Origin of the sequence: Sphingomonas sp. FARSPH (genome assembly GCF_003355005.1) — a bacterium.
Taxonomy (GTDB): Bacteria; Pseudomonadota; Alphaproteobacteria; order Sphingomonadales; family Sphingomonadaceae; genus Sphingomonas.
The window spans coordinates 1462567-1483415 of sequence record NZ_CP029985.1 but is presented as its reverse complement, the minus strand read 5'-3'; the positions used below and the strand labels follow the sequence as shown (position 1 = coordinate 1483415).

25 protein-coding genes are annotated in these 20849 nt (G+C 68.4%); 11 read left to right on the top strand and 14 right to left on the bottom strand.

Going from position 1 to position 20849, the window contains the following annotated elements:
• Positions 1–59: 59 nt before the first annotated feature.
• From motA to flgB, 12 genes are all read right to left on the bottom strand, one after another.
• Positions 60–923, bottom strand: a complete 864-nt coding sequence (motA, locus tag DM480_RS07300) for a flagellar motor stator protein MotA (RefSeq protein ID WP_115378243.1) — start codon at positions 921–923, stop codon at positions 60–62.
• Between the two features lie 198 nt (positions 924–1121).
• A complete protein-coding gene (locus tag DM480_RS07295) occupies positions 1122–2018 on the bottom strand; it encodes a flagellin N-terminal helical domain-containing protein (protein ID WP_115378242.1) in 897 nt (298 codons plus the stop codon).
• Positions 2019–2026: 8 nt separating this feature from the next.
• Positions 2027–3367: a flagellar hook-associated protein FlgK gene (gene flgK / locus DM480_RS07290; protein WP_115378241.1), complete on the bottom strand. Its 1341-nt coding sequence runs from the start codon at positions 3365–3367 to the stop codon at positions 2027–2029.
• Positions 3364–3738: a rod-binding protein gene (locus tag DM480_RS07285; protein ID WP_232834158.1), complete on the bottom strand. Its 375-nt coding sequence runs from the start codon at positions 3736–3738 to the stop codon at positions 3364–3366. Before DM480_RS07285 ends, flgK begins: the two co-directional genes overlap by 4 nt.
• Complete coding sequence (locus DM480_RS07280) at positions 3735–4835, bottom strand: flagellar basal body P-ring protein FlgI (RefSeq protein ID WP_115378240.1); 1101 nt, start codon at positions 4833–4835, stop codon at positions 3735–3737. The genes DM480_RS07285 and DM480_RS07280 overlap by 4 nt, the downstream gene beginning before the upstream one ends.
• A 58-nt stretch (positions 4836–4893) precedes the next feature.
• Positions 4894–5625 (bottom strand): flagellar basal body L-ring protein FlgH, encoded by a 732-nt coding sequence (locus tag DM480_RS07275; RefSeq protein WP_115378239.1) that lies wholly within the window; start codon positions 5623–5625, stop codon positions 4894–4896.
• Between the two features lie 14 nt (positions 5626–5639).
• Positions 5640–6428 (bottom strand): flagellar basal-body rod protein FlgG, encoded by a 789-nt coding sequence (flgG, locus tag DM480_RS07270; protein ID WP_115378238.1) that lies wholly within the window; start codon positions 6426–6428, stop codon positions 5640–5642.
• Positions 6429–6440: 12 nt separating this feature from the next.
• Positions 6441–7193 (bottom strand): flagellar basal body rod protein FlgF, encoded by a 753-nt coding sequence (locus DM480_RS07265; protein ID WP_115378237.1) that lies wholly within the window; start codon positions 7191–7193, stop codon positions 6441–6443.
• A gap of 29 nt (positions 7194–7222) precedes the next feature.
• Positions 7223–8542, bottom strand: a complete 1320-nt coding sequence (locus DM480_RS07260) for a flagellar hook protein FlgE (RefSeq protein ID WP_115378236.1) — start codon at positions 8540–8542, stop codon at positions 7223–7225.
• A gap of 60 nt (positions 8543–8602) precedes the next feature.
• A complete protein-coding gene (locus tag DM480_RS07255) occupies positions 8603–9310 on the bottom strand; it encodes a flagellar hook assembly protein FlgD (protein WP_115378235.1) in 708 nt (235 codons plus the stop codon).
• A 2-nt stretch (positions 9311–9312) separates the two neighbouring features.
• Positions 9313–9723, bottom strand: coding sequence for a flagellar basal body rod protein FlgC (gene flgC / locus DM480_RS07250; RefSeq protein WP_115378234.1), 411 nt, complete (start codon positions 9721–9723; stop codon positions 9313–9315).
• Between the two features lie 3 nt (positions 9724–9726).
• Positions 9727–10074: a flagellar basal body rod protein FlgB gene (flgB, locus tag DM480_RS07245; RefSeq protein ID WP_115378233.1), complete on the bottom strand. Its 348-nt coding sequence runs from the start codon at positions 10072–10074 to the stop codon at positions 9727–9729.
• A gap of 263 nt (positions 10075–10337) precedes the next feature.
• Between flgB and DM480_RS07240 the strand changes: the two genes are divergently transcribed.
• From DM480_RS07240 to DM480_RS07205, 8 genes are all read left to right on the top strand, one after another.
• On the top strand, positions 10338–10985 hold the full coding sequence (locus tag DM480_RS07240) for a motility protein A (protein WP_115378232.1): 648 nt from the start codon (positions 10338–10340) through the stop codon (positions 10983–10985).
• Positions 10982–11506 carry a hypothetical protein gene (locus DM480_RS07235; protein WP_232834157.1) on the top strand — a complete coding sequence of 175 codons (525 nt, stop codon included), beginning with the start codon at positions 10982–10984 and terminating at the stop codon, positions 11504–11506. Before DM480_RS07240 ends, DM480_RS07235 begins: the two co-directional genes overlap by 4 nt.
• On the top strand, positions 11503–12012 hold the full coding sequence (locus tag DM480_RS07230; RefSeq protein ID WP_115378231.1) for a flagella basal body P-ring formation protein FlgA: 510 nt from the start codon (positions 11503–11505) through the stop codon (positions 12010–12012). Before DM480_RS07235 ends, DM480_RS07230 begins: the two co-directional genes overlap by 4 nt.
• Before the next feature lie 104 nt (positions 12013–12116).
• Complete coding sequence (gene flgM, locus DM480_RS07225) at positions 12117–12437, top strand: flagellar biosynthesis anti-sigma factor FlgM (RefSeq protein WP_115378230.1); 321 nt, start codon at positions 12117–12119, stop codon at positions 12435–12437.
• Positions 12424–12738 carry a flagellar protein FlgN gene (locus DM480_RS07220; RefSeq protein WP_115378229.1) on the top strand — a complete coding sequence of 105 codons (315 nt, stop codon included), beginning with the start codon at positions 12424–12426 and terminating at the stop codon, positions 12736–12738. The genes flgM and DM480_RS07220 overlap by 14 nt, the downstream gene beginning before the upstream one ends.
• Positions 12739–12827: 89 nt before the next feature.
• Entirely contained in the window at positions 12828–13682 is an 855-nt protein-coding gene (locus DM480_RS07215; protein ID WP_115378228.1) for a lytic transglycosylase domain-containing protein, read from the top strand.
• Between the two features lie 4 nt (positions 13683–13686).
• On the top strand, positions 13687–15759 hold the full coding sequence (gene flhA, locus DM480_RS07210; RefSeq protein ID WP_115378227.1) for a flagellar biosynthesis protein FlhA: 2073 nt from the start codon (positions 13687–13689) through the stop codon (positions 15757–15759).
• Entirely contained in the window at positions 15756–16529 is a 774-nt protein-coding gene (locus tag DM480_RS07205; RefSeq protein ID WP_115378226.1) for a sigma-70 family RNA polymerase sigma factor, read from the top strand. Before flhA ends, DM480_RS07205 begins: the two co-directional genes overlap by 4 nt.
• A gap of 37 nt (positions 16530–16566) precedes the next feature.
• Here the strand turns inward: DM480_RS07205 and DM480_RS07200 are convergent, their stop codons facing one another.
• Complete coding sequence (locus DM480_RS07200) at positions 16567–17175, bottom strand: NAD(P)-dependent oxidoreductase (RefSeq protein WP_115378225.1); 609 nt, start codon at positions 17173–17175, stop codon at positions 16567–16569.
• 107 nt (positions 17176–17282) lie between these two features.
• Between DM480_RS07200 and DM480_RS07195 the strand changes: the two genes are divergently transcribed.
• Positions 17283–17693 carry a winged helix-turn-helix transcriptional regulator gene (locus DM480_RS07195; RefSeq protein WP_115378224.1) on the top strand — a complete coding sequence of 137 codons (411 nt, stop codon included), beginning with the start codon at positions 17283–17285 and terminating at the stop codon, positions 17691–17693.
• 117 nt (positions 17694–17810) lie between these two features.
• Here the strand turns inward: DM480_RS07195 and DM480_RS07190 are convergent, their stop codons facing one another.
• The gene (locus DM480_RS07190; protein WP_115378223.1) at positions 17811–18878 is read right to left on the bottom strand and encodes a flagellin N-terminal helical domain-containing protein; all 1068 of its coding nucleotides are present in this window, start codon (positions 18876–18878) and stop codon (positions 17811–17813) included.
• 275 nt (positions 18879–19153) lie between these two features.
• Between DM480_RS07190 and DM480_RS07185 the strand changes: the two genes are divergently transcribed.
• Together DM480_RS07185 and fliE are read left to right on the top strand one after the other, a co-directional pair.
• Positions 19154–20476, top strand: coding sequence for a sigma-54 interaction domain-containing protein (locus DM480_RS07185; protein WP_115378222.1), 1323 nt, complete (start codon positions 19154–19156; stop codon positions 20474–20476).
• Positions 20473–20844 carry a flagellar hook-basal body complex protein FliE gene (gene fliE, locus DM480_RS07180; protein ID WP_115378221.1) on the top strand — a complete coding sequence of 124 codons (372 nt, stop codon included), beginning with the start codon at positions 20473–20475 and terminating at the stop codon, positions 20842–20844. The genes DM480_RS07185 and fliE overlap by 4 nt, the downstream gene beginning before the upstream one ends.
• The last annotated feature ends 5 nt before the right edge of the window (positions 20845–20849 follow it).

The window sequence follows — 20849 nt, the reverse complement described above, 5'->3', positions numbered from 1 at the left end:
TGGTCGCGGTGCAGCACCGGCCCGCTCGGCGCCAGCCGAACTCTGACAAACCATGCGCATCACTTGCCGCGCAGACCGTCGAACACCTCGGCGAAGCCGGGCTGGTTCTTGTGCGCGATGCCGCTGCGCGCCGCCTCGATGACGAGCGGCTGCGGATGGCCGTGGAGCGAGGCGATGATGATCTGCTTCACCACGTGATAGATGGCGGCGTCCGCATGGATCACCTGTTTCAGCCGGGTGGCGAGCGGATTGACGATGCCGTAGGCGAGCAGCACGCCCATGAACGTGCCGACGAGCGCCGAGCCGATCATGCCGCCCAGGATCGCGGGCGGCTTGTCGATCGAGCCCATCGTCTTCACGATGCCGAGCACCGCCGCGACGATGCCGAGCGCGGGCAGCGAATCGGCGAGGCTGGTCAGCGTATGCTCCGGCCCCTCGACCTCGTGGTGGTGCGTCTTGATCGCGTGATCCATCACCTCCTCGACCGCGTGGACGTCGAGCGTCCCGCTCGACACGACGACGAGGCGCAACGTGTCGGCGATCAGGTTGACGAGCGTATGATCGGCCAGCAGGCGGGGATATTCGGCGAACACCGACGAGGATTTCGGATCCTCGACATGCGGTTCGAGCGCGATCGGCCCGTCCATGCGCAACATCTTCATCAGCTTGCTGACGAGGAAGATGACGTCGAGATAATCCTGCTTCTTGTACTTGGGACCCTTGAACACCTTGGCGAGGCCGCTGCCCATCGCCTTCAGCTCGGCGCCGGAATTGCCGATGATGAGCGCGCCCGCGGCGGCGCCGCCGATGATGAGCATTTCGTGCGGGATCGCCTCGAACACCGGGCCAAGAGCGCCGCCGGTGATGGCGAAGCCGCCGAACACCATGCCGAGAAGGACGACGAGACCGATCGCTGGAAACACTGTGGGCTACCCCCGAATGACCGGCCCGTGCCGGTATGCATCACATCGGGTTAACCGCATTTCCTAGACAAACGGTTACCAAGCCATCGCGCTTCGGCGGACGCCTCGCTGCGCCATGCCCATGATGCGGACATATAAACGCCGCCCCCGCGGGAAACCCGTGCGAGGATGGTCACCGCGCGCCCGCAGGGACGCACGTTACTTGAGATAGTCGAACAGCGAGAGGTTGGAGAGCTTGCTGAAGCTCGCCTGCGTCGCCGAAAGCGCGGTCATCATCTGTTGCAGCTCGACGATCGCCGAAGTGGTGTCGACCGAATCGAGCTTCTGGCGCAGGTCGGCACGGTCGGTATTCGCGGTGCTGAGCAATTGCTGCTGGAGGTCGATGCGCGCGCCGCGCGCGCCGACCGAGGCCTGGACGTTGGCGACCTGGTCGATCCCGGCCTTGAGATCGGTGAGCGCGCCGTTCACCGCCCCGCTGACATCGCCGCCGGCCTGGAGCGCGGCGGCGAGGTTGCTCAGCATCGACAGCGTATCCTTGCCGCCGCCCAGATTGAACAGTCGCGACGCGCTCTCGGTCGCCTGCACCGTCTGCCCGTCCGCGATCGGTACCTCCGACACGTTGGTCGTCGCATAGGCGTAGCTGCCGTCGGCATTGGCGGTGACCGCCTGCGTGCCGCCGGGCGTGCCGAACAGCGGCTGGCCGCGCACGTTGGTGGTGTTGGCGAGGCCGACGATCGCGCCGACGATCGACTGCAATTCGACGCCGATCGACTTGCGCGTCGCATCGGTCTGCGTGCCGTTACCCGCCTGCGTGGTTAGCTGCAGCGCCTGCGTCAGCTGCGTGTTGATCTGGCCGATGACGCCGCTCGCCTGGTCGAGCAATGAGCCGGCGAGCGTCAGGTTTTTGCCGTAGACCGCGGCGTCGGCATCCTTGCGGTCCAGCTCGGCGAGCTGCGCGGCGGCATCGGGGTCGTCCGACGCCTGCTGCATCTTCTTGCCGGTCGCGATCTGCGTCTGCAGCACCGAGGCGCGCTGACTCATCTGGTTCATCCGCGACGCGGCCGTATCGTAGAACAGGCTGGTGGAGATCTGCATCGCGCGCCCTACCGGATATCGAGGATGGATTGCATGGTTTCGCGCGCGACCTGGATGATCCGGCTGGAGGCCGAATAGGCCTGCTGGAACCGCATCAGGTCGACAGCCTCGGAATCGAGGTTGACGCCGCTCGCGCTCGACAGCGCGGTCTGGGCGCCGCTGAGGATCGACGTCTGCGCAGCGGCGATCGTGTTCTTCTGCTTGAGCGCGGTGGCATTGTCGGTGATCTGGCCGGCGAGCGACGCCTCGAAGCCCTTGGACTGGCGCGCGGTTTCGAGATTGGCGAGGTTGGTTGCGTCGCGCGCGCCGCCACCGGGCGCGGCGGCGGCGATCTGGCTGCCGCTGGTCAACGCGACGGAAAGGTCGGTGGGCGCCGTGCCGACCGTGAACATCGCGGTGCCGGTCGCGCCGGCGAGGTCCTGGCCGGCAAGCTGGTTGGCGTTCACCGTATTGGCGAAATCTGTCGCGATGCCGTTCAGCTGCGCGCGATTGGCGGCGACGCGCTGCGCGCCGTCGACGATGCCGCCCATCGTGCCGCCGCTCGGCGACAAGGCGGTTTCGGCGCCGTTGACGGTGTAGGAAAAGCTTGCCTGGCCGTTGGCATCGCGGCTGTAGGCGACGGTGCCGGTCTGGTTGCCCTTGACGAACGGCGTGCCGGTCGAGCCGGCGAGCGTCACCGTCGTGCGCCCGATCGAATCGAACGTGGCGTTGAGATCGACGATCCCGCTCATCTGGGTCAGGATCTGGTCGCGCTGGTCCATCAGCTGGGCGGCGGCGGTGCTGCCCGGCGCGGCCCGGCCGAGACCTTCGTTGATGCTGGCGAGCGACACGCCGAGCGAGGTGAGCCCGGTCGCCGCCTGGTTGCCCGCGATATCGAGGTTCGTGCCGACCTGGTCGAGCGCCTGCCCCGTCGCGGTGAAGGCGATCGCCGCCGAACCCGCGGCGCTCAGCATGGTGGTGCGCAGCGCGGTCGAGCCGGGCTCGGCGGCGAGCGACTGCGAGGCGGCGAAGAAGCTGGTGACGCGCGACGTCAGCGAATTGCCGGTCAGCGCGCCGTCGATCTGGTCGAGCCAGCTGGCGCCGTTGGTCGTGCGGTTGAGATCGGAGGTGGACGCGCGCAGCGAGGCGGCGGCGTAATTGTCGCCCGCGCGCACGATCCCGGTCAGCACGACGCCGTTGCCGGCGCCATATTGGTTCACCGAGCCGCTGCCGCCCGGCACCTCGTTCATCTGGACGGCGCGGCGGGTATAGCCGGCCGATCCCACGTTGGCGATATTCTCGCCGACGGTGGATAGCGCCGTCTGATAGGCGCGGACGCCGGAGGCGCCGATGCTGAGCAGGTCGCTCATGATGCCGGCGGGTCTGCCACGGATGTGTTAACATCCGCTTGCGACGCCAGATTGGCCTGCCCCTTGGCGAGAAAGGCGGTCATCGCCTTGCCGATCCCCATCGGCGCATGTTCGGCCATCGTCTGCGCGAGCCGCTGGTCCTGCATGTCCCGGAAGGTGTCGATCGCCTTCGAATCGAACAGGGGTTCGGCCAGGTGCGTCTGCCGCATGCTCTTCAGCATCATGCCGGTGAACACCGCCTCGAACTTCTCGCCCGCCTTCTTGAGATTGTCGGCGCTCTTCAGGCGCGACGTGTCGGTCGACAGGCCGCCTGCGGTCGACTGGATGCCGGTCGGCTGGATCGCGCTCGTCGAGGGGATCGCGTCGCTCACAGGACGATCAGCTCCGCCTTGAGGCTGCCGGCTTCCTTCAGCGCCTCGAGGATCGCGACGAGGTCCGCCGGCGACGCACCGATCGCGTTGACCGCCTTCACCACATCGGCGAGTTTGGGTCCGGGCGCGAGCAGGAACATCGGCTTCTTCTCCTCCTCGACCGCGATGTTGGAGCGTTGCTGCACCGCGGTCTGGCCCTGGCTGAACGGCGCGGGCTGGCTGATCTTCTGGTTCTCGTCGATGCGCACGGTCAGCTTGCCGTGCGTCACCGCGGCAGGACCCACCCTGACCGCAGAGGATATAACGACCGTTCCGGTGCGCGCATTTACGATTACTTTTGCGGGCGGCTCTGCGGCGACGACGTCGAGGTTCTCGATCGTCGACATCAGTGCGGCGCGCACGTCCGCCCCCGGCGGCGCGCGCACCGCGACAGATACGGCGTCGATCGCCTCCGCGGTGCCGAAACCGAGCGTCTTGTTGATCGCGGCGGCGACGTTCTGCGCGGTCGTGAAATCGGCGCGCTGCAGGTTGAAGGTCAGCCGCGGCGCGGTGTCGAAGCCGGTGGCGACGGTGCGTTCGACGCTCGCGCCTTCGGGAATGCGGCCGACGGAGGGGACGTTGACGACGATCTTCGACCCGTCCGCGCCCTCCGCGCCGAGGCCGCCGACCGCGAGATTGCCCTGCGCCATCGCATAGATCTGGCCGTCCGCGCCGAGCAGCGGCGTCAGCACCAGGCTGCCGCCGCGCAAGGACTTCGCCTTGCCCATCGAGGCGACGGTGATGTCGAGCCGCTGGCCGGGCTTGGCGAAGGGCGGCAGTTCGGCGGTGACCATCACCACCGCGGCGTTCTTCATGCCCGGATTGACGCCCGGCGGCAGCTGCAGCCCGAAGCGCGAGGCGACGGCCTTGAGCGACTGGACGGTATATTCCAGATTGTCGTCGCCCGTGCCCGGCAGGCCGACGACGACGCCGTATCCCGTCAGCTGGTTGGCACGGATGCCCTGGAACCCGCCCAGATCCTTGATCCGGTCGGCATGGGCGGGGCTCGCTGCGAACAGCAGCATCGCCAGGCTGAGGAAGAGCGCTCGGATGGTCATGATTGCGATCCTGCCGCCGACATGGTTACCGAACCGCTAACCATCGGGCGAAAATGCATCAGAACGGGCTGATGACGGAGAAGAAGCGGCTGAGCCAGCCTTGCCGGCTGGCGCGCGCGACGTCGCCCTTGCCGGTGTAGGCGATCTGCGCGTCGGCGACGCGCGTCGACAGGACGCGGTTGTCGGCGTCGATGTCGGCGGTGCGGACCAATCCCTTGATGCGGACGAATTCGTCGCCGCGGTTGAGCGTGACGCGCTTTTGCCCCTGCACCATCATCGTGCCGTTGGGATAGACCTGCGCCACCGTCACCGAAATCTCGCCCGACAGCGAATTGGCCTGGTCCGCCGCGCCCTTGCCGTCGAAGCTGCGGTTGCCGCTCATCGAGGCATCGGTGCCCTTGAACAGGTTGAGCAGGCCCGTGGTCGGCGGCGTGATGCCGCCCGCGCCCTGCGAATCGAGCTTCGAGCTCGCCGATTTCGACGCCGCGGTGCGTTCGACGAGGACGATGGTGAGCGGATCGCCGACCTTGCGCGCGCGCCACCCCTCATACAGCGCGGCATAGCCGTCGCCCGCCTGGAAGATCGCGCCGTTCGCCGGGACCGCGACGGGCGCCGCGACCGGCGCACGCGTGACGCTGAAATCCTCCGGCGGCGCCTTCTTGCCGAACAGGCCGGCATGCGCCTCTCCCGGGGACAGGGCGGCGATGACGAGCAGGCCCGATGCCGCGGCGAGCGCGATCTCGACCCAGTGGGCGCCGAAACGAAAGGGAGTGGGTGCGCGGGAAGCCATGGGTCTGGTGCCGATCAAAGGTTCTGGTTGACAGTCTTGAGCATCTCGTCGGTCGCCGAGATCATCTTCGAATTGACCTCGTAGGCGCGCTGCGTCTCGATCATGTCGACGAGTTCCTCGACGACGTTGACGTTGGATGACTCCAGATTGCCCTGGCGGACGTTGCCGCGCCCGTCCTGGCCCGGGATGCCCATGTTGGGCGCGCCTGACGAGGCGGTTTCGCGCAGGTAATTGTCGCCCGTCGACTGCAAGCCGGTGGGATTGGGAAAGCTTGCGACCTGGATCTGGCCGATGTTGGTGCCCGTCGTCTGCCCGGGCAGCTGCGCGGTGACGGTGCCGTCGGTGCCGATCGTGATGCTGGTGGCATTGGGCGGAATGGTGATGCCGGGCTGGACCTCATAACCCTCCGACGTCACCAGCAGGCCTTCGGGGCTGCGCGAGAAATTGCCCGCGCGGGTATAGCCTTCCTGGCCGCCGGGCAGCTTGACCTGGAAATAACCATCGCCGTCGAGCGCGAGGTCGAGGCTGTTGCCCGTCTGCTGCAGTGCCCCCTGCGTGTCGATGCGCGCCGTCCCCTGGACGCGCACACCGGTGCCGAGGTTGAGGCCGGTCGCATATTTGGTGTCCGCGGTCGACGCGGCGCCCGGCGCGGTGATCGTCTGATAGGCGAGCGTTTCGAACGCGGCGCGATCCTTCTTGAACCCCGTCGTCGAGACGTTGGCGAGGTTGTTCGAGATGACGCGCATGCGCGTGTCCTGGGCGTCGAGCCCGGTACGCGCGATATGCATGGCTGCAGATGACATGCTCTTTTTCCCTTAGCTCGGCAGGCGCATGACGGAGGTGCTGCTCTCGTCCATGTCCTTGGCCGATTTCATGAGGTTGGCCTGGACCTCGTAGCTGCGCTGGTTCTCGATCATGTCGACCAGCGCCTGCGTCATGTTGACGTTGGAGCTTTCGAGCGCGCCGCCCTGGACCTTCGCGTCGAGATTGGCGGGCAAAGTGCCGCCGCCGCGCACGCGCAGCAGGTTGTCGAGCCCCTTCACCGTGTCGGCGCCCTTGGTGCTGACCAGCTTCAGCCGGTCGATCACCTGCGGGTTCTTGGGATCGCCGCCCTGCGGCACGATCGAGATCGATCCGTCGGCGGCGATCGTCAGCCGGTCGTGCGGGGGGATCGTGATCGGACCGCCCTGCCCCTGGACGATGAAGCCGTCGCCGGTCTGGAGCACGCCCGAGGGCGCGACCTCCATGTCGCCGCGGCGGGTGTAGGCTTCGCTGCCGTCCGCCGCCTGCACGGCCAGCCAGTCGCTGTTGCCGGCGATGGCGACGTCGAGCGGGCGGCCGGTCGACTGGATCGCCCCGGGGGTACGATCCGCGTCGGTCACCTCTTCGCTGGTCGGCATGCGCGCCTCCAGCGTCGAGCCGCCGCCCTTCAGCAGGATGCGGTCGAAGACGACGCGGTCGGCGCGAAAGCCCGTGGTGGACGCGTTCGCCATGTTGTTGGCGATCGCGGCCTGCGCCGCCATGTGCGCCTTGAGCCCCGTCGCCGCCGTATAGACCAACTTGTCCATTTACGTATGTCCCGCGCCGCCGCCGTCGATCAGTTGCGGATGTTGAAGATGGTCTGCGACACCTGGCTGGCGGTATCGAGCGCCTTGGCATTCGCCTGGAAGTTGCGCTGCGCCGCGATCAGGTTGACCAGTTCCTCGGTGATGTCGACGTTCGACCCTTCGATCGTGCCCGACATCAGCGAACCGAAGCCGTCGGCGCTCGCCGAACCCAGCTTCGCTGCACCCGACACGCCGGTCGCCGCCCAATAGCTGTTGCCGATCTGGCGCAGGCCGGTCGGCGTCGAGAAGCTCGACAGCGCGACCTTGCCGAGCGGGACGATGTCGCCGTTCGAGAAGCTCGCCTGGATCAGGCCTGCGTCGGTGACGGTGACGCCCGACAGCTGGCCGACGGGCACGCCGTCCTGCGTCTTGGCGTTGACCGAGAAGGCCGAGGGCAGCTGCGTCGAATTGGTGAGGTTGAGCGTCACCCCCTGCGCCGCGGCGCCGGAGGTCGGCACGAACTGGTCGTAGGAAATCGACTTGGAACTCGTGTTGCCGTTGACCGAGGCGAGCGCGCCCTTGCTGTCGAAGGTCAGCGTGACGGGCGAAGGCTTGCCGTTGGCATCCATCTGGTTGTTCACCGACAGCTGCTGGTCGCCGACGTAGCTGTACACGGACCAGGTGCCGAGCGTCGGCGGAGTGGCTGCCGAATCGGCGTCCGCGGTGCGGATGTAATAGCTGGTCATCGTCTGCGGATTGCCGTTGGCATCATAGATGCGCGTCGCGACCGAGTTGTTATAGGTCGTCGGATCGGTGCGCACGAACGGCTTGGCCGCGGTGGGCGTCTTGACGGTCGAGGTCGCCGACAGCTGCACCGCGGTCGAGACGTTGGCGGTGCCCTTGGGCGTGCCGCTGGTCTGCTGGATTTGCAGCTGGGTCAGGCCCGACTGGCTGGTCGAGGTGACGTTGCCGTCGCTGTCGACCGGATAGACGAGCAGGTACGAACCCTGCGCGTCGACGACGTTGTTGTTCGAATCGACCGAGAAGCTGCCGTTGCGGGTGTAGGCGAGCGCGTCGCTGACGCCCGTGGTACGCAGCGTGAAGAAGCCTTCGCCGACGAGCGCAAGGTCGAGCGCGTTCGACGTGGTGGTGAGGTTGCCCTCCTTGAACTGCTGCGCCGAACCCTTCACGACGACGCCCGAGCCGACCATCTTGCGCGGATCGGTCGACACGCTGGAGGCGATGATGTCCGCGAATTCGGTGCGGCTCTTCTTGAAGCCGGTGGTCGAGACGTTGGCGAGGTTGTGCGAGATGGTGGCCATGTCGGTCTGCGAAGCCTGAAGACCGGACAGCGAAGTGAAGAAGGACATGGTAGGTTACTCCTGAGAAGTGCGAAGACGATGTGGGGAACGGGTTTTCGGGAGTGAGGATCAGGTCGCCGAGCGGACGTCGGTGGGCTTGATGTCGCCGACGCCCACGACCTTCAGCGTCGGCGTGCCGCTGGACGGCAGCGAGACGGATTCGACCGGCGCCCAGACGAGGCTGCGCGTCGTGATGTCGGTGTTGGCGTTCGCGGCGGCGACGGTGACGGTATAGGGGCCGTTCTTGACCGCGTTGCCGTCCTCGTCGTTGCCGTCCCAGCTCCAGTCGGCGCTGCCCGCCTTGGTCGCGCCGAGCTGCAGCTGGCGGACGGTGCCGCCGTTCTTGTCGGCGATCGACACGGTGACCTGCGTCGCATCCTTGTCCAGCTCGACCGCGCCGTCGAGCGTGCCGTCGGACCGCGGATAGGCGGTGGTGCCGGGGACGAGCACGGTCTTGCCGACGTAGCTCATCGCGTCCGCCGCGCTCGACCCGCCGAGCTTGGTGGCGATCCCGCTCAGCGTCGTGTTCATCTGGCTGATGCCCGCGACCGACGAGAATTGCGCCATCTGGGCGACCATCTGCGTATTGTCGACGGGGCTGAGCGGATCCTGGTTCTTCAGCTGCGCGGTCATCAGCGCGAGGAAGTCGGACTGGTCGAGCGTCGTCTTGGTGCCCGCGGTCGAAACCTTGGGCGCGCTTTGCGACGCGGTGGTGGCGATGCCCATCGCCGCGTAGTTCGGCTGCGTGCCCGTAACGGAAGTGGTGGTGTCTGCCATGATCAGCGGCCCAGCTTGAGGGTATCGATGGTGAGCTGCTTTGCAGTGTTCATCACCTCGACATTGTTCTGGTACGAGCGCGCGGTCTCCATCATGTCGACCAGCTCGCGGGTTTCATCGACGGCGGCCTCGTAGATATTGCCGTCCTTGTCGGCCATCGGATTGGCCGGGTCGTACCGCTTGGTCGGCGCATCGCCGGCGGTCACGATCTTCTCGACGTCGACGGTGGCAAGACCGTTCGCCGCATCGAAGCTGGTGCGGAACACCGGCTTCATCGTCTTGTACGCGGCGTCCGCCGATCCGGCGATGCCGCCGACATTGGCGAGGTTCGACGCGGTGGTGTTCATGCGCAGCAGCTGCGCGCTCATCGCGCGGCCCGCCACCTGGAACACCGACATGGGATTGTCCGCCATGCGTCATTCTCCCTTCAAGGCGCGCGTGATCTGGCTGATGCGGCCGTTCAGGAACGACAGCGTCGTCTGATACTGGATCGCATTTTCGGCGAAGGCGGTCTGTTCCTGGCTGAGGTCGACCGTGTTGCCGTCCATCGAGGTCTGCAGCGGCACGCGATATTTGGTCGCCTGGCCGATGCCCTGCGCCGCCGTGTCGCCCTCCACCGAGGCGAGCGCCGACTGGAAGTCGATGTCGCGCGCCTTGAAACCGGGGGTCGAGGCATTGGCGATGTTCGACGCGAGCACGCCCATGCGCTGCGAGCGCACTTCGAGCGCGGCTCCGTGAATTCCGAACAAGCTGTCTGCGGCCATCGGCCCCTTGCCTCCTGCGCCCCATTGCGCTGCCACACCCCAAGCAACCGCCGTGCCAGTTTGCATTTCAGGAGGGCGAGACGCCCGGATTTTCGCAAAATCGCGCACCGGACGGCGAGGCGGCAAGCCGGGCGGCAAGCGGTTGCCGGTCGGCGGCAAGGCTTGCCGGGCGCCGGCAAGCGGTGCGTCGTGCCGGTCGGCGCGGCGATCTGGCGCGCCGGCAGCGATCGAATTGGCCCGCGCCTTGCATGGTAAACCCGCGTATGACGATCGCCCAGTTCATCGATCCGACCGCTCTCGCCATCGTCGGCGGCGGTACCGCGCTTGCCACCTTGCTGCGGTCGCCGGCGCGCGACGCATGGCGCGCGATCGCCGCGCTCAGCACCCTGCCGCGCCGCGCGTTCCACGCCGAACCGCTGCTCGCGCAGATCGCGGCGCAGGACCGGATCGCCCGGCGCCACGGCGTGATGGCGCTCGACCGGTCGGTGATCGCCGATCCTGATATCGCCGCCGCGGTCGCCGCAATCGTCGACGGCGCCACCGCCGCGGACGTCGAGGCGCAGCTGCGCCACGCGCGCGCCGTGCGGATCGAGCGCCATGTCGCCGCCGCGGATGTCTGGTCCGGCGCGGCGGAGGCGGCACCCGCGATGGGTATGGTCGGCACGCTCGTCGGGCTCGCCGCGATGTTCGCGCATCTGTCCGATCCGCGCGCGATCGGCAGCGCGATGGGCATCGCGCTGCTCGCGACGCTGTATGGCGCCCTGCTCGCCAATCTCATCCTGATGCCGATCTGCCACCGGCTGCGCGCCGCGGGTCGCGCCGAGGCGTTCGAGCGCGCGCGGCTGGAAGCGCCGCTCGTCGCGCTCGCCCGCCGCGAGACGCCGCGCCACCAGATGCAGAGCGTCGCATGAGCGCGCCCGCGCTGCCGATCTGGCCCGAAGCCACGGCGGGAAAGCCGCTGTGGCTGGTGACGCTCGCCGATCTCGCGCTGCTGCTCGTCGGCTTTTTCGTGTTGCTGCAGGCGAGCGATCGACCGCATGTCGTCGCCGACGCGCTGCGCGCGCAGTTCGGCGGCAACGCCGGCGCGACCGCTGCCGCCCCGGCACCGGTGATGGCGGCGGGCATGCTCGATTTTGCCCCCGGGTCGGCCGCCTTGCCGCAGGATCCCGCCGCCGTCGCCGCCTGGGCGCGCACCGCGGTGCGCGATCCGCGTGTCGCGCTGACCGTCACCGGGTCGGTCGACGGCAGCGCGGCGGACGTCGATGCCGCGACCGGCAGCGGGGCGATCCTTGCCGCCGACCGCGCGCGGACGCTCGCGGCGACGCTGGCACCGCTGTCGCCGCGCATCACCATCGCCACCGCCGCCCGGCCGGGTCGCCGGGCCGCGATCGTCACCCTCGCCTTCGCCGGCGAACACAAGGACCAGCCATGATCGCCCTCGCCCTTCTTGCCGGCGCCGCCGTCGGCGCGTTCCAGGATACCGGCGGCCTCGACCGCGCGGTCGCCGCCTTCACCAGTCGGCCGATCGGCGCGGAAGGGGGCGCGCGGACGGCGATCGACGCGCGGCTGCGCCTCGCCGCCTGCCCGACGGTGTCGCTGTCGTGGCGGACGGAGGCGCATGACGCGGTCGTCGTGTCGTGCGCCGGGCCCGACTGGCGGATCTTCGTCCCCGTCATCCGCCCCGCCGACGCGCCGCCGCCGACCGCGCGCGCCGCGATAATCCCCGCCGTGAAGGCCGATCCGGTCATCCGCCGCGGCGACCCGGTGGTGATCGAGGCGGGATCGCCCGGCTTTTCAATCAGCCGCGAAGGCGTCGCGGTCGGCGATGCCGCGCCGGGTGCACGCTTCATGGTCCGTGTCGACGATGCGCGCACGCCAGTGCAGGCGATCGCGATCGCCAGCGGGCGCGCCACCCTGCCCGGGTGGGACGAACAGTGACGCGGCCGTTCCGCCGCCTGCGCGGGCCGTGCATAAATTTTTCCTAAACCCCCGTTCGGATCGGTCGTTTATGCCCATGTCAGGAACCTCGGATAGGTGCGGACATGGTGGAATTGATCGGCTCTTCGCCGCTGAATGGAAGTGGAAGCGTCTCGCGCGTCGCCGCGCCTTCGGCCGTGCCGTCGCCCCAGCCCGTCACCGCGGAGGGCAATGCCGCTTCCAAGCCGGCGCAGAGCGATCCGTCGCCGGGCGCGCAGTTGAGCGGGCTCGCCAAGGCGCTCGCCGCCGAGGCGCCGACGGATGCGGACCGCGTGCAGGAAATCCGCAGAGCGATCCAGAACGGTTCCTTCCCCATCCTGCCGGCGACGATCGCCGACCGGCTCATCGCGCTCAAGCTGAACTGGGACGGCAATGAAAAGGCGTGAGGCCCTGATCCGCGTCATCGACGCGCTGCATGCCGAGATCGAGGCGCTGAAGACGAACAACGTCGTCGCGCTGGAGCGCGCCACCGCGGACAAGCTGGCGGGGATCGAGGAGATCGCGGCGATGGGCACCGGCCCCGCGGGCCCCGAGATCCGCGAGCTCGCCGAAGAGGCGAACCGGCTGAACGAGACGTGCCGCATCTACGTCAACCTGATGGCGGCAAATGTTCGCCGCCGCCTGCAAATCCTGTCCGGCGACGCCGGCAGCGGCGGCCGCAACCGCGTTTTCCAGGCCTACGCCTGACTTGACCGGCCCGCGTGGCCGGCAACAAGGTTAATTGGCACGGCTCTTGCTGAAACACATTCCCGACAACAGGGGTGTGTTTCGACGCGATGACCGTCAATCCGATTAGTGCCGGCAAAGTCCAATCGGCGATCGCGCTTGCGAGCAGCAAGACGGGCGTCGATTTCGACTATCTGCTCGGCCAGGCCAAGATCGAAAGCGGGCTGAACGCCGGCGCGCGCGCGGGCACCTCGTCCGCGAGCGGCCTGTACCAGTTCGTCGAGCAGAGCTGGCTCGCGGTCGTCAAGAAACATGGCGCGGAACACGGCATGGGCTGGGCCGCGGACAGCATCGGCCAGACACCCGGCGGCCGCTACACCGTCAGCGACGGCGCGACGCGCCAGGCGATCCTAGCGCTGCGCAACGATCCCACCGCCGCCAGCCTGATGGCCGCCGAACACGCCTCCGACAACAAGGGCGAGCTGGAAGGCACGCTGGGCCGCAGCGCAAACGGCACCGATCTGTACATGGCGCATTTCCTGGGGATCGGCGGCGCCAAGAAGTTCCTGTCGGCGATGACGTCCAATCCCGGCGCGGCGGCCGCATCGCTGTTCCCCGCCGCGGCGAGCAGCAACCGCAGCATCTTCTACGCATCGAACGGCCAGCCGCGCTCGCTGTCGGCGATCTACCAGCGTTTCACCGACAAGCTGAACGCGGCGAGCGACAGCGCCAACGAGACGCGCGCCGCCAACCTCGCGTTCGCTGCGCAGGCGCTGAAGATGGATGGCGACGCCACCGTCGTCACCGGCGGCAACGAAAGCGCGACCGACGCGCTCGACTGGGCGAAGCAGGCGATGGCGCGCTTCGGCACCGGCAACACCGCGGACGCGGGCCAGAGCCTGTTGCGCCCGACGCCGAACACCGCGCGGCTCGCCTATATGATGCTCGCGAGCCTGGGGAACTGAAGGCATGAACAAGCTTCTCGCCGGCGGCCGCGGCGCCGCGCTGCCCCTCGCCATCCTACTGCTCGTGCTGGTGATGGTCGTGCCCATCCCCAAGCAGCTGCTCGACGTCTTCTTCGTCGCCAACATCGCGATCAGCCTTGCGGTGCTGATGGTGTCGCTCAACGCGCAAAAGCCGCTCGACTTCAGCGCGTTTCCGACCGTGCTGCTGTTCGCGACGCTCTTCCGCCTCGGCCTCAACGTCGCCTCGACGCGCATCGTGCTGGTTCACGGCCACGAGGGCGAGAGCGCGGCGGGCCATGTCATCGAGGCGTTTGGCACCTTCCTGATCGGCGGCGACTATGTCGTCGGCATCTTCGTCTTCGCGATCCTGATGATCATCAACCTGATCGTCGTGACCAAGGGCGCGGGCCGCGTGTCGGAAGTGTCGGCACGCTTCACCCTCGACGCCTTGCCCGGCAAGCAGATGGCGATCGACGCCGATCTCAACGCGGGTCTCATTACCCCCGACCAGGCGAAGGCGCGCCGCGTCGAGGTTTCGACCGAGGCCGATTTCTACGGCTCGATGGACGGTTCGTCGAAATTCGTGAAGGGCGACGCGGTCGCCGCGATGCTGATCCTCGCCGCCAACATCATCGGCGGCCTGATCCTGGGTCCGGTCAGCCACGGCATGGGGCTGGCGGATGCCGCCAAGACGTACATCCTGCTCGCGATCGGCGACGCGCTCGTCGCGCAGCTGCCCAGCCTGATGCTGTCGATTGCCGCCGCCGCGATCGTGACGCGCGTCAATTCCGAACACGACCTCGCCGGCCAGATCGGCAGCCAGTTCGGGTCGTCGCGCACCTGGATCCCGGTTGCAGCCATCCTCGCGCTGCTCGGCATCCTGCCCGGCATGCCGCATATAGTCATCCTCGGTGCCGCCGTGATCGCGGGCTTCGCCGCCTGGAAGCTGCGCCAGATCGAACGGCGCCCCAAGCCGATCCCGGTCGAGGCGCCGGCCGAACCCGTCGATCCGTCGAAGATCGGCTGGGACGAGGTCACCGACGGCATGCAGGTCAATCTCGACATCGGCTACGGCCTGGTGCCGCTGGTCGACGAGCGCCGCGGCGCGCCGCTGATGGGCCGCATCACCGGGGTGCGCCGCCAGCTGTCGAAGGACCTCGGCTTCGTCGTGCCGCAATGCCGCGTACGCGACGACATCAACCTTGCGCCGTTCACCTATCGCATCCTCGTCAACGGCGTCGTCGTCGGCGAGGACCAAGTGTCGCCGGACGAAATGCTCGCGCTCGATACGGGCCAGGCCTATGGCGAGCTGGCCGGCAAGAAGGCGAAGGACCCGACCTTCGGCCTCGACGCGACCTGGATCCCGGCGGGCGATGCCGATGCGGCGACGGGCGCGGGCTATCTGGTCGTCGATGCCGGCACGGTGATGGCGACGCATCTCAACCACCTGCTCGGCCAGAATGCGTCCGACCTGCTCGGCCCCGACGAGGTGCAGTCGCTGCTCGACGGGCTGAAGGACCGCGCGGCGCAGCTGGTCGCGTCGCTGACGCCCAACCCGCTGCCGCTGACCACGCTGACGCAAGTGCTGAAGGGTCTGCTTGCGGAGAACATCCCGCTTCGTGAATTCCGCCGCATCGCGCAGGCGATCAGCGTCGCGGCGACGCGCGCCGCCGACCCGGAGGACATCATCGAGCTGATCCGGCCCGAACTCGGCCCGCTGATCATCCAGAAACTGTGCGGCGTGCGCGAACCCTTGCGCGTGATGACGCTGGAGGGGCAGCTGGAAGGGCTGCTCGGCCAGGCCGCGCGCGCCGACAGCTCGCGCCGCCACGTCATCGAACCCGATCTCGGCCGCCGCATCGTCGATGCGCTGCAACAGGCGGCGCAGCCGCTGATCGCAGAGGCCAAGCCGTTCGCCCTCGTCGTCCAGCCCGCGATCCGCCTCGCGATCCGCAAGCTGGTGCGCACCGTGCTGCCCGACACGCCGGTGCTGTCGTTCTTCGAAGTTCCGGAGGAAAAGGCCGTGGAAGTCGTCGCCGTGATCGGTGCCCCGCAGCAGCAGGCGCTGGCAGCATGAGCATGGAACCGATGAACCAGACGTTCCGCGACGGACAGCCGGCCCCCGCCGCGCTGATCCCGCCGCTGACCTATTCGCCGCGGCGCCGGCCGGAGGCGGAGAAGGAAGCGCTGATCCGCCAGTATCTGCCGCTCGTGCGGCGCATCGCGTGGCACGTGCACGGGTCGATGAGCACGATCGTCGATGTCGAGGATCTGGTGCAGATCGGCCTCGTCGCGCTGGTCGAGGCGGTCGGCCAGGCCGCGGAACAGGGCGGCCAGTTCCGCGCCTACCTGCAGACGCGGCTGCGCGGCGCGATGATCGACGAATTGCGGCGCCAGGCGACCGCGACGCGCGGCGCGATGCGGCGGCGGCGGCAATATCAGGAGGCGGTGGCCGCGCTGGCGCAGGGCAGCGGCCATGCGCCGGGCGAGGCGGCGATCGCGCAGCACCTGGGGGTCACTATCGAGCGGCTGCGCACCGACTATGCGACCGCGGATACGCTCCGTTTCGAATCGATCGACGACGTCTATCAGGACGATATGCCCTGGTTCGCGGACGACACGCCCGACGCCTTCGCGCAGCTGGCCGAAAGCGACCTGCGCGAGACGCTGATCGCCGCGATCGGCGCGCTGCCCGAACGCGAGGCTCTGGTCATCCAGCTCTATTACGTCGAGGAGCTGAACCTCGAGGAGATCGGGCAGGTGCTGGGCGTCGGATCGGCGCGCGTCTGCCAGATCAAGGCGGCGGCGCACGCCAGGCTGAAGAAGGCGCTCGCCCGTAAGGTGTGAGCGCCCGCCCCGGCTGCGCGCTGCCGCGCCGCTTCCTTCAATAGCCGACGGTAAAGCGCTGCCTGACGTGCGCGGGCGTTTCGACCTCGTCGGCCATCGCGATCGCATAATCGGCAAAGCTGATGCTGCTGCCGGCGTCGCCGACCAACAGCCGGTCGCCACCAAGACGGAAGTGGCCCGTCCGCGGCCCTTCGAAGAACAGCGCCGAGGGCGACAGATAGGTCCAGTCGAGATCGTCGACACCGCGCAGCGTATCGAGGAACGCCGCGCCGGCCTCCGCCTCCGCGCGATATTCGGCCGGAAACCCCGGCTGGTCGATCAGCCGCGCCCCCGGCGCGACCTCCAGACTGCCCGCCCCGCCGACGACGAGATAGCGCCGCACGCCCGAGGCACGCACCGCGTCGATCAACACGGCCGCCGGCATCGTCACGAACATCAGCGCGCTGATCGCCGCATCGTGCCCGGCAAGGTGCGCGGCGAGCGCGTGCGGGTCGGTCGCATCGGCCGCGACGGGCGTGACGCCGTCGATCCCGGCCAGCACATCCGGCGTGCGGGCGAGCGCGGTGACGCGATGACCGCGACGCGCGAGTTCGCGGGTGATGGACGATCCGGCGCGCCCGGTGGCGCCGACGACGGCGATCTGCATGATGGTGCCTGTCCCTGATGGTTTCCGATCGATACCAGGTAGCGACCGCGACGCGCTCCGCCTAGAAGGCACCGCGCCGCCACCAGATGACGCGAAGGAAACCGGCCATGGCATCCTTGCCGCCACGCGACCCGCAACCGGATCGGCCGCCCGCGGGCGACGCGCGCGATCCCGCCTGCCCGACGCGCCAGGTGCTCGACCGGATCGGCGACAAATGGGCGATGCTGATCCTGCTCCACCTCGCCGACGGGGCATGCCGGTTCAACGCGTTGCGCCGCGCGATCGGCGGCATCTCGCAAAAAGTGCTGGCGCAGGTGCTCAAGGGGTTGGAACGCGACGGGCTGGTGGTGCGCACCGTGCATGCGACGTCACCGGTCGCGGTCGATTATGCCCTGACCCCGCTGGGCCGGGGCCTCGTCGGCGAGATGATGCCGGTGATCCGCTGGGCAGAGGCGAATCTGGGCGCGATCCTGGCAGCGCGCGCGGCGTTCGGCGACGCGGCGACGGCAGTGCCCTGAATGCGGGAAAACCCCGGTGGCGGATGCCACCGGGGTTTCGTGTCCGGCTCTCCTTGGGGGAAGAGCGGGTCCGTCGGCGCCGAAACCCTTGGGGGGCGGTGCCGGCGCCGCGCCGGATTACTGGAGCAGCTTGAGCACGCCCTGCTGCGACTGGTTGGCCTGCGCCAGCATCGCGGTCGACGCCTGGCTGAGGATCTGCGCCTTGGCGAGCGCGGTCGTCTCGGTCGAGAAGTCCGCGTCTTCGATGCGGCTCTTTGCGTCCGTCAGGTTGGTCGCGTTGGTGGTCAGGTTGTTGACGACCGACTGCAGGCGGTTCTGCGCGGCGCCCAGGTTGGCGCGGACCGTGCTGACCGTCGACTGGAACTTGTCGACGAAGTTGATCGTCGCCGTCGAGCTGGTCGCGCTGGTCACGTCGAGCTGGGCCGACAGGTCGGTCGCCTTGGCGAGGAAACCGTTGGTCCCCTGGACGGCATCCGCCTTGAACTGCTTGTCCGTCGCCGTCTGGTTCAGCGTCTGGCCGACCTGGTCGGCGGTGATCGCCGTGCCGTTGACGGTCGCGCCGGCAATGTAGTCGTCCATCGTCATGGTCTTGGTGCCGGCGGCGGTGTTGGTCGCCAGCGTACCGGTAGCCGACGTGACGAGGTTCGCCGTGCTGGTGTTGTTGATCTTGATCGCAACCGTCAGGTTGGCGTCGGCGCCGGTCTGGATATTGGTGGTGGTGCCGCCGGCGAGGCCGCCGGTCGCCGTCGGCGTCGTGCTGGCCGCCGACGTATCGAACACCGCGTTACCGTTGAACTTGGTGTTGGTCAGCGTGTCCTTGATCTGCTGCGTCAGCTGCGTGACTTCGGCCTGCAGGTTGGTGCGGTCCGAGGCACTGTAGGTGCCCGAAGCCGACTGCACGCCCAGCTCGCGGACGCGCTGCAGCATGTTGCTGACTTCGCCCAGCGCGCCTTCAGCGGTCTGCGCCATGCTGATGCCGTCGTTGGCGTTGCGGACCGCCTGGTTCATGCCCTTGATCTGAGCATTCATGTTGGTCGAGATGGCGAGGCCGGCGGCATCGTCCTTGGCCGAGTTGATGCGCTTGCCGGTCGACAGACGCTCCATCGAGGTCTGCAGCGACATGTTCGCGGCCGCATTGGCATTGGTCGCCCGCAGCGACGCGATGTTGGTACCGATGACAGTCATGTGATGTCTCCTTGTGCTACGGCCTTCCCGCCGCCCCCTGAGCGGAGGGCCGAGCCGTCACAGGGGATAACGACCGCGCAAATCCGGGCTTAAGCGGAAAAAAATGCCGCGATCGGGGCGGCCGCCGGCAATCCGGCAAAACCGTGCGGAGCGTGGATATAAGACCCCGCGCAAAGGCACGCGCGCGCCCGGAAATATTTTGCCGGGCCGGCTGCCGCTTTAACGGCGTGTTTACCAACCTTGCCGCAAGAACGCTGCATCCTTGGGGGATAAGCATGCGTTCGATTTTTCCTTCCGCCGCCGTTTCCGCTCGCCGTTACGCACTCGTATCGAGTCTGCGGGCACAGGGTTTCGCGATCGGCACCGCCGATTCGGCCCGGCCGGGCGCGGCCGACATGTTCCTGATCGCGGACGGCGAAGTGCCGCCCGCCGCGGCGCGCACCGTCGTGCTGGGCGAGGACGGCCGCCATGTCGTGCCGTCGGTCGACGGCAATCCGGCGCGCATCGCCTTCGGCCCCAACGACACCGCGGTCGGCAACGGCTTCGTCCGCGCGCTGCTGGCGGGGCCCGAGACGCCGACCGCCGCCGATCCCGAGAGCCTGGCGCTGCTCGCGCTCGCCGAACGCGTCGCGCAGGCGGACATCACCGTCCTCATCAACGGGCCGACCGGCACCGGCAAGGAAGTGCTGGCGCGCGCGATCCACAACAATTCCCCCCGCAGGAACGGCCCGTTCGTCGCGATCAACTGCGCCGCATTGCCCGAGACGATGCTCGAGGCGCTGCTGTTCGGGCATCAGAAGGGCGCGTTCACCGGCGCCTCGTCGGGCGGCGAGGGCTTCTTCCGCGCCGCCGACGGCGGCACCATCCTGCTCGACGAGATCGCCGAGATGCCGATCCAGCTGCAGGCCAAATTGCTGCGCGTGCTACAGGAACGCGAGGTCGTGCCGATCGGCGCGAGCCAGCCGCAGGCGGTCGACGTGCGCGTCATCGCCTGCGCCAACCGCGACCTGCAGGGCGAAGTCGCCGCGGGCCGGTTCCGCGCCGATCTCTACTACCGCCTGTCGGTCTTCCCGCTCGCGACCAAGCCGCTCGCCGAGCGGCCGCAGGACATTCCCGCGCTCGCCGCGACGATGATCCTGCGCCACGCCGGCAACCGCCAGGTCGTGCCGTGGCCGACCGCGGAGGCGATCGAGACGCTGATGCGTCACGAATGGCCGGGCAACGTCCGCGAGCTCGAAAACGTCATCCAGCGCGCGTTGCTGTTCGCGGCGGGCGACACGATCGAGGCGAGCCATATCGTGTTCGACCGGCCGATCAGCTTCACCTTCCACCAGACGCATGCGGCGCAGGTCGTGCCGCTGCGCATGCCGGCCGCGCCGCTCGCCGCCGTCCCGACCGAGCCCGCCACCCTGGGCAACGTCGTGCAGATGAGCGAATTCCAGGCGATCCGCGAGACGCTGGCCGCGTGCGGCGGCAGCCGGATCGAGACCGCGCGCCGCCTGGGCATTTCCGAACGCACGCTGCGCTACCGCCTCGCCAAGGCACGCGAGCAGGGCGAAGACCTCGCCCGCCCCGCTAGCATGGCGGTGTCGGCATGAGCGGCGTCTCCGGCATCGGCGGCGCGATGGGCGTCGACCGCGTCATGGCGCTGCGCGCGCAGATCCTCGAACGCAACCAGGCGCTGGCCCGCGCCGGTTCGGGCGGCCCCGTCGACGGCGCGCAGGCGACCGGCGGCGCGGCCAAGCCGACGAGCTTCGCCGACACGCTGCAGGATGCATTGAAGAGCGTCAACGACGGCCAGAACAAGGCCAGCGCGCTCTCCGAAAGCTACGAACGCGGCGAGACCGTCGACATCGCCAAGGTGATGCTCGCCCGCCAGCAGGCGTCCGTCGGCTTCGAGGCCACGCTGCAAGTCCGCAATAAACTGTTGTCCGCCTATAAGGACATCATGAGCATGCCGGTGTAACGCGC

Excerpts from the sequence above, each read along its gene's own strand:
- DM480_RS07295 (WP_115378242.1), bottom strand. The coding sequence starts at position 2,018 with ATGCAGATCTCCACCAGCCTGTTCTACGATACGGCCGCGTCGCGGATG.
- flgK (WP_115378241.1), bottom strand. The coding sequence starts at position 3,367 with ATGAGCGACCTGCTCAGCATCGGCGCCTCCGGCGTCCGCGCCTATCAG.
- DM480_RS07280 (WP_115378240.1), bottom strand. The coding sequence starts at position 4,835 with ATGACCATCCGAGCGCTCTTCCTCAGCCTGGCGATGCTGCTGTTCGCA.
- DM480_RS07275 (WP_115378239.1), bottom strand. The coding sequence starts at position 5,625 with ATGGCTTCCCGCGCACCCACTCCCTTTCGTTTCGGCGCCCACTGGGTC.
- flgG (WP_115378238.1), bottom strand. The coding sequence starts at position 6,428 with ATGTCATCTGCAGCCATGCATATCGCGCGTACCGGGCTCGACGCCCAG.
- DM480_RS07265 (WP_115378237.1), bottom strand. The coding sequence starts at position 7,193 with ATGGACAAGTTGGTCTATACGGCGGCGACGGGGCTCAAGGCGCACATG.
- DM480_RS07260 (WP_115378236.1), bottom strand. The coding sequence starts at position 8,542 with ATGTCCTTCTTCACTTCGCTGTCCGGTCTTCAGGCTTCGCAGACCGAC.
- DM480_RS07255 (WP_115378235.1), bottom strand. The coding sequence starts at position 9,310 with ATGGCAGACACCACCACTTCCGTTACGGGCACGCAGCCGAACTACGCG.
- flgC (WP_115378234.1), bottom strand. The coding sequence starts at position 9,723 with ATGGCGGACAATCCCATGTCGGTGTTCCAGGTGGCGGGCCGCGCGATG.
- flgB (WP_115378233.1), bottom strand. The coding sequence starts at position 10,074 with ATGGCCGCAGACAGCTTGTTCGGAATTCACGGAGCCGCGCTCGAAGTG.
- DM480_RS07240 (WP_115378232.1), top strand. The coding sequence starts at position 10,338 with ATGACGATCGCCCAGTTCATCGATCCGACCGCTCTCGCCATCGTCGGC.
- DM480_RS07235 (WP_232834157.1), top strand. The coding sequence starts at position 10,982 with ATGAGCGCGCCCGCGCTGCCGATCTGGCCCGAAGCCACGGCGGGAAAG.
- DM480_RS07230 (WP_115378231.1), top strand. The coding sequence starts at position 11,503 with ATGATCGCCCTCGCCCTTCTTGCCGGCGCCGCCGTCGGCGCGTTCCAG.
- flgM (WP_115378230.1), top strand. The coding sequence starts at position 12,117 with ATGGTGGAATTGATCGGCTCTTCGCCGCTGAATGGAAGTGGAAGCGTC.
- DM480_RS07220 (WP_115378229.1), top strand. The coding sequence starts at position 12,424 with ATGAAAAGGCGTGAGGCCCTGATCCGCGTCATCGACGCGCTGCATGCC.
- DM480_RS07215 (WP_115378228.1), top strand. The coding sequence starts at position 12,828 with ATGACCGTCAATCCGATTAGTGCCGGCAAAGTCCAATCGGCGATCGCG.
- flhA (WP_115378227.1), top strand. The coding sequence starts at position 13,687 with ATGAACAAGCTTCTCGCCGGCGGCCGCGGCGCCGCGCTGCCCCTCGCC.
- DM480_RS07205 (WP_115378226.1), top strand. The coding sequence starts at position 15,756 with ATGAGCATGGAACCGATGAACCAGACGTTCCGCGACGGACAGCCGGCC.
- DM480_RS07200 (WP_115378225.1), bottom strand. The coding sequence starts at position 17,175 with ATGCAGATCGCCGTCGTCGGCGCCACCGGGCGCGCCGGATCGTCCATC.
- DM480_RS07195 (WP_115378224.1), top strand. The coding sequence starts at position 17,283 with ATGGCATCCTTGCCGCCACGCGACCCGCAACCGGATCGGCCGCCCGCG.
- DM480_RS07190 (WP_115378223.1), bottom strand. The coding sequence starts at position 18,878 with ATGACTGTCATCGGTACCAACATCGCGTCGCTGCGGGCGACCAATGCC.
- DM480_RS07185 (WP_115378222.1), top strand. The coding sequence starts at position 19,154 with ATGCGTTCGATTTTTCCTTCCGCCGCCGTTTCCGCTCGCCGTTACGCA.
- fliE (WP_115378221.1), top strand. The coding sequence starts at position 20,473 with ATGAGCGGCGTCTCCGGCATCGGCGGCGCGATGGGCGTCGACCGCGTC.